This window comes from Microcystis sp. M49636_WE2, assembly GCF_030065375.1.
GTDB lineage: Bacteria > Cyanobacteriota > Cyanobacteriia > Cyanobacteriales > Microcystaceae > Microcystis > Microcystis aeruginosa_C.
This window is the reverse complement of sequence record NZ_JASJFG010000218.1, coordinates 1-3,675: the sequence shown is the minus strand read 5'-3', so window position 1 is coordinate 3,675 and position 3,675 is coordinate 1. Positions and strand designations below refer to the sequence as shown.

General features: G+C 43.3%; 3 protein-coding genes. 2 read left to right on the top strand and 1 reads right to left on the bottom strand.

The features are described from left to right. Nucleotides 1–1,395: decarboxylating NADP(+)-dependent phosphogluconate dehydrogenase (gene gnd / locus PX484_RS04960; RefSeq protein ID WP_288103058.1), on the bottom strand; the 1,395-nt coding region annotated here is incomplete at its 3' end. A gap of 526 nt (nt 1,396–1,921) precedes the next feature. On the opposite strand from gnd, the gene PX484_RS04955 reads away from it, so the two are divergent. Both PX484_RS04955 and PX484_RS04950 read left to right on the top strand, forming a co-directional pair. Next, entirely contained in the window at nt 1,922–2,704 is a 783-nt protein-coding gene (locus PX484_RS04955) for an MBL fold metallo-hydrolase (RefSeq protein WP_288103056.1), read from the top strand. A gap of 243 nt (nt 2,705–2,947) precedes the next feature. Further along, on the top strand, nt 2,948–3,675 hold a 728-nt coding region (locus PX484_RS04950), incomplete at its 3' end, for a DNA-methyltransferase (protein ID WP_288103054.1).

The following is a 3,675-nucleotide window of genomic DNA, read 5'->3' as shown; positions in this document are numbered from 1 at the left end:
CTCACCTCTGGGTTTATCGGTACGTTCATAGGTATGAGCGCCAAAATAATCCCGTTGTGCTTGGGTGAGATTTTGCGGTAAATTGGCCCGACGATAACTATCAAAATAGTCCAAAGAAGAACTAAAAGCCGGGACGGGAATCCCCAACTTATTAGCCAAGACTAACACCTCACGCCATGCTTCTTGGCGATCGAGGATACTTTGTTTAAATTCCGGCGCTAACAACAAATTCGGCAGCCCCGGATTTTCCGCAAAAGCCTTGCGAATTTTATCCAAGAAACTGGCCCGAATAATACAGCCGCCCTTCCATATCCGGGCCGATTCCGGCAGACTGATATTATAGTTAAACTCCTGAGAAGCTTTAGCGATTAAAGCCATACCTTGGGCATAGGAACACATTTTCGAGCAGTAAAGAGCATCACGCACCTTATCCACAAATAGTGCCGCATCCCCCGGATAGGTTTCCCCTGGTCCGGGTAACTCTTTGGCTGCGGCCACCCGTTCATCCTTATAAGCGGACATCACGCGAGCATTAACCGCAGCATAAATGGTCGGAATTGGCACCCCCAACTCTAAGGAACTTAACACAGTCCAGCGTCCGGTTCCCTTTTGTCCCGCCGAATCCAAGATTAAATCTACCAGATGATGACCGGTTTCTGGGTCAACACACTTAAAGATATCGGCGGTAATTTCAATTAAATAAGAATTAAGCTCATCGGTGCGGTTCCACTCGGCGAAAGTTTCCTGTAACTGCTGATTGCTTAGTCCTAGACCATTTTTCAGCACATCGTAGGCTTCCGCAATTAACTGCATATCGCCGTACTCGATGCCATTGTGAACCATTTTCACATAATGGCCTGCCCCCCCGGCCCCCACATAAGTGACACAGGGACCATCATCGACTTGGGCGGCAATTTTGGTTAAAATCGGCTCTAATTCCCGATAGGCGAACTCTGTACCCCCCGGCATCAGGGAAGGACCGTGCAGAGCGCCTTCTTCGCCACCACTGACCCCCATACCGACAAAACCGAGTTTAGTGGTCGATTCTAGGTCGCGGGTGCGTCTTTCCGTGTCCTCATAGAGGGAGTTACCGCCATCGATAATCATATCTCCTTCTTCGAGAAGGGGTTTTAATTGTTCAATCACGGCATCCACCGGCGGGCCAGCTTTTACCATGACCAGAATTTTGCGGGGACGCTCTAAAATTTGGACGAATTCTTCTAAACTATAGGCCGCCTTGACATCTTTGCCGACGGCGCGAGTTTCCATAAATTCTTGAGTTTTGCTGGCGGTGCGATTGTAAACAGCGATGGGAAAACCCCGACTCTCCACATTGAGAGCGAGATTTTCTCCCATGACAGCTAGTCCGATAACACCGAAGGTACGTTTAGTCATAGAAATTCAGTCTCGGCTGATGCGTTCTTCCTCCCCTTTTAGCGCCTACTTTCCCTAAGATAGCTAAACTTTCCCTATTTCTTAAGCCTTGACTAATCAGTGATCAGTGATCAGTAATCAGTAATCAGTGATCAGATTTGGGTTTTCAGTGAGCAGCATTAAGTGAGGAGTGTTACAGCGTTTCTCCTCAAGATGAAGTGTAACCTAAGTAGATAGGTATTAAAAACTTTCAGATCCCCCCGCCTATCGGCACCCCCCTTATCAAGGGGGGCAGGGGGGATCGAACCTAAAATCCATTTTTAATTTAATTATAACCAGCTACTTAATTTGGTATCACCCCCTGACGACTGGCTACTGTTGCCCGTTCCCTAAAACCAGAGACTTCCTACCTCACCATTAAGATAACTGCTATAAATGGCATTAACAGTGCTGTGTTTTCACTGATGACTGAAAAACCCCCAAGCGCAGAAAAGTTAATGCTAATGTTAAATTAAATTAAGAAAATCCCCATTCTTCCTCGGCTTATATGCAGTTAACTTGGCTTGATAGTAATTCTTGGTTAATCGAAATCGGGGGAAAACGCCTGCTTCTCGATCCTTGGTTGGTAGGTTCCCTGACTTTTGGTAATTTAACTTGGCTATTTGAGGGCAAAAAAACCGCTAATCATGCCATTCCCGAAAATATCGATCTGATTCTTCTCTCCCAAGGTTTGGAAGATCACGCCCATCCTCCTACTTTACAGGTACTCGATCGCCAAATTCCCGTGGTGGCTTCTCCTAATGCCGAAAAAGTCGTTCGAGCGCTTAATTATACCCATCTCATCCCTTTAACCCACGGCTCTAGTTATATCTTTGACAATGCGATCGAAATTACTGCCGTCCCCGGTTCTCCAGTCGGGCCGACTCTGGTGGAAAATGGTTATGTTATCAAGGAATTAGCGACAAATCAGAGTATCTACTACGAACCCCACGGTTATCATTCTCCTAGCCTCGATTCTCTCGGTAAAATTGCTGTTATTATCACTCCTTTGATTGACTTAAAAATACCTTTCCTCGGACCGGTAATCAAAGGACAAGAAAGCGCCTTGGCAGTCTGTCAACGCTTGCAGCCCGAATATATTATTTCTACGGCTGCCGGTGGTGATATCGAGTTTAAAGGATTATTAATGGCGGTGTTAAGTGCGGAGGGTAGTCCCGAATCTTTTCAAGAATTATTAACATCCCATGACTTGCCGACAAAGGTAATTGATCCTCGTCCTTGGCAACCTTTTACAGTGGAATTAGGCGAGTGCGTTCCGGGTTTGAGCTAATCTGAGTTAAGGGAAGAATAGAAAAAAGTTAAAACTTTCTTCCCGATTTTTATCTAAAAAAGTAGAATTTTTGTTATATCTTTGCTGGCTACAGATAACATTAATTGTTTTAAAAAACTGGCTCTCTTGAATATTGGATGTAAAATGGGTAAAACCCCACACCCCACACCCCACACCCTGCCCCCAGGAAAAACTTTTTCAGCAAACCCTAATTAAAAGTGGCTCTTCTCTGCTAAATTTTCTATGAATCAATTGCCCTTATTTTCTCAGTCAAAATCAGTGCGAGACTTTTATCAACCTGATGCCGAAATAATTCTTTATCAAGGAGATAGCAATAATTTTATCAAGACTATACCGGATAATTCTGTGAGCTTGATTATTACTTCTCCTCCCTACAATTTAGGAAAAGACTACGAAAAAAAAATCTCTTTGGATACTTATCTGGAAACCCAAACCAAAATTATGCGAGAATTCCCTAGAATCTTGCAAGATAATGGCAGTATTTGCTGGCAGGTGGGAAATTTCGTTCAAGAGGGAGAAGTTTATCCTTTAGATATTTTTTATTATCAGCTATTTAAACAAATGGGTTTCTTTTTAAGAAATAGAATTGTCTGGCATTTTGGTCATGGATTACATACCTCTAAAAGATTTTCTGGCAGGTATGAAACTATTTTATGGTTGACAAAAACCGATAAATATACCTTTAATCTTGATCCAGTGAGAATCCCCGCTAAATACCCTGGTAAGCGCCATTTTAAAGGTAAAAATATCGGTAAACCCTCTGGTAATCCTTTAGGGAAAAATCCCAGCGATGTTTGGGAGTTTTTAGCACAAGAATGGGATGAGTTACTATGGGATATTCCTAACGTTAAATCTAATCATCCAGAGAAAACTATTCATCCTTGTCAATATCCAATCGAATTAGTAGAAAGATGTGTTTTAGCCTTGACAAATGAGGGGGATTGGGTTTT

Bases quoted from the DNA above. Each gene is read 5' to 3' on its own strand.
- PX484_RS04955 (WP_288103056.1), top strand. From the start codon at position 1,922: ATGCAGTTAACTTGGCTTGATAGTAATTCTTGGTTAATCGAAATCGGG.